The sequence below is a fragment of the Mycobacterium sp. genome (assembly GCF_050701675.1).
Lineage (GTDB): Bacteria > Actinomycetota > Actinomycetes > Mycobacteriales > Mycobacteriaceae > Mycobacterium.
In genome coordinates this window covers 1-2,288 of the sequence record NZ_JBOGDD010000220.1, presented here as the reverse complement: position 1 = coordinate 2,288, position 2,288 = coordinate 1, and the positions used below count along the sequence as shown (strand labels likewise).

Annotated in this window: 3 protein-coding genes; all 3 read right to left on the bottom strand. The window is 68.5% G+C overall.

What is annotated here, in order from left to right:
* Positions 1 to 1,135: GTP cyclohydrolase II (locus ACRDUX_RS06425; protein WP_526412106.1), on the bottom strand; the 1,135-nt coding region annotated here is incomplete at its 3' end.
* An 85-nt stretch (positions 1,136 to 1,220) separates the two neighbouring features.
* The gene (locus ACRDUX_RS06420) at positions 1,221 to 1,601 is read right to left on the bottom strand and encodes a VOC family protein (protein WP_526412104.1); all 381 of its coding nucleotides are present in this window, start codon (positions 1,599 to 1,601) and stop codon (positions 1,221 to 1,223) included.
* Positions 1,598 to 2,206: a class I SAM-dependent DNA methyltransferase gene (locus tag ACRDUX_RS06415; RefSeq protein ID WP_526412108.1), complete on the bottom strand. Its 609-nt coding sequence runs from the start codon at positions 2,204 to 2,206 to the stop codon at positions 1,598 to 1,600. The genes ACRDUX_RS06420 and ACRDUX_RS06415 overlap by 4 nt, the downstream gene beginning before the upstream one ends.
* Positions 2,207 to 2,288 lie beyond the last annotated feature (82 nt).

Below are 2,288 nucleotides of genomic sequence, written 5' to 3'. Positions count from 1 at the left end.
CGACCTCGATACCCGAGCCGGTGATGGCGTCGTACTTCATGTTGCTCATCGAGACGAGGCGGTGGATCTTGCGAACCCCCAGCCAGTGCAGCACGTCGGGCATCAGTTCCTGAAAACGCATGTCCTGCACGCCCGCAACGCACTCCGTCCTGGCGAAGTACTGATCGGCGGTGTCGCCGCCGACCTGCCGCTTGCGCGCGTTGTAGACCAGGAACTTGGTCACCTCGCCGAGGGCGCGACCTTCCTTGCGGGAGTAGGAAACCAGCCCAACGCCACCACGCTGCGCGCCGAGGATGCACTCCTCGATCGCATGCGTGAGATAGGGCCTGCACGTGCAGATGTCGGAGCCGAAGACGTCCGAGCCGTTGCACTCGTCGTGCACGCGGGCCGTCAGTTCGATGGACGGGTCGGCAAGATCGCGGGCGTCGCCGAAGACGTACACCGTCTGGCCGCCGATCGGGGGCAGGAACACCTCCAGATCCGAGCGGGTGACGAGCTCCGGGTACATGCCACCGGTCTCCTCGAAGAGCACGCGCCGAAGGTCGGTCTCGCTGCAATTGAACCGTCGCGCCACGCCGGGGAGATACCAGACCGGCTCGATCGCCGCCTTCGTCACCAGCGCGGCGCCGCTGGGCAACAGGATGCGGCCGTCGGGGGAGAGCCGGCCCTTCTGCACGGCCTCGACGACCTCGGGCAGCATCACGTGCGCCTTGGTGACGGCGATCGACGGGCGCATGTCGTGGCCTGCGGCCAACTCGTCGGCGAACACCTCGGCGACCATGGCGCCCCAGGGGTCGAGGCTGACGATCTTGCCCGGTTCGCTCCACTGCGGATATGGACCGATGACGTCGGTGGGTGCGGTGTTCGTGAGGTCGGCCTTGTGCTCGCGCGACAACGCGCCAGCGGCGACGGCAAGAGCGCGGTAGACGCTGTATGAGCCGCTGTGCGTGCCGATCACGTTGCGGTTCGCCCTGCTGGTCGTGGTGCCGATGACGGGCCCACGTTCCGCCGCCGTCGGGGCGTCCCAGTGGATCTGCAGGGCGCCGGCGCCCCCGCTGTGCGACGTCAGCCGGATGTGCCCTGCCGCGGATTTCGAGACGGCGGGCGAGGGCGCGGCGTCTGCGTCAGCAGCCATGGTCACTCCTCGCTGGTAGCCGTCCCGACTTCGAGCCGTCGAGAGGCGCCAGCTTAGCGACTTGGCGACCGCCGCGCCGTCCCCGTCAATCGGCCGTGACCGTCGTCAGGCAGAACGGGTGACCGGCCGGATCCAGGAGCACCCGCCAGGCGTCGGGGGCGACCTGATGCCCGGCGAGCCGTGCGCCGAGGTCCACGGCCCGCGTGGTCGCAGCCTCGAGGTTGGTGACCGAGACGTCGAGGTGCATCTGTTGCAGCTGACCGGGATGCGGCCAGGACGGCGAGACATAGTCGTCGACCCGCATCATCGTCAGCCAGTGCGTCCCGTCGGACACGCCGATGATCCGGCCGTCCTGGCTCTCGAAGGATCGCCGCATTCCAAGGAGCTCCGCGTAGAACAGGGCCAAGGCGTTCGGGTCGGGACAGTCCAGCGAGATCGACGCCAACCTGCCGACGGGCGCGGTCACCGAGAGGCCTCCTCGGCTGCGGCCCGCCGATGGACGGAGACCGCGTAGTCCCCGTTCGAGAAGGGCTCGCGATCCCACGTGGCCCAACGCCGATGAAGCCGCAGCCCCGCCGTTTCGGCGAGGCTGTCGTATTCGTTGAGCTGCAGCCGGCCAGGTCGAATCGAGAAGCCCGCCACCAGGAGTCCGTCGGTGGCCAGTCGGTTGGCGAGTTGGCTCAGGACGCGGCCCTCACTGCCTGGATCGAGGAAGATCATGACGTTGCCTGCCAGCAGGATGAGTTCGAACGTGGAGTCCAGCCGTGCCTCGAGATCGCCGAGATCAGCGTTGATCCAGGGGATCTCGGGGTCCTTGCCGCGTGCGGTGTCGAGCATTCCCGGGTCCGCGTCGACGCCGACCACCGAATACCCACGGCGGGCGAGTTCGACGGCGACTCGGCCGGTGCCGCACCCCGCGTCGAGAATCCGACTGGCGCGGGTCTTCTCGAGCATGTCGTCGACGAGGTCGGCTTCTCCGTGGATGGTCCTGCCCGAGGCAGCGAGGCGTGCCCACCGCAGGTCGTAGTCATCGCCGCGTGGCGCAGCCGTGTCCTGCCATCGAGTGCCCATCCACGCCATCATCGCAAGCCTGCTGAGCCCGATGCACGACACCCCGCGAGCCGGGAGGGCTCGCGGGGTGCCGTACCTGAGG

Bases quoted from the DNA above. Each gene is read 5' to 3' on its own strand.
- ACRDUX_RS06415 (WP_526412108.1), bottom strand. From the start codon at position 2,206: ATGGGCACTCGATGGCAGGACACGGCTGCGCCACGCGGCGATGACTAC.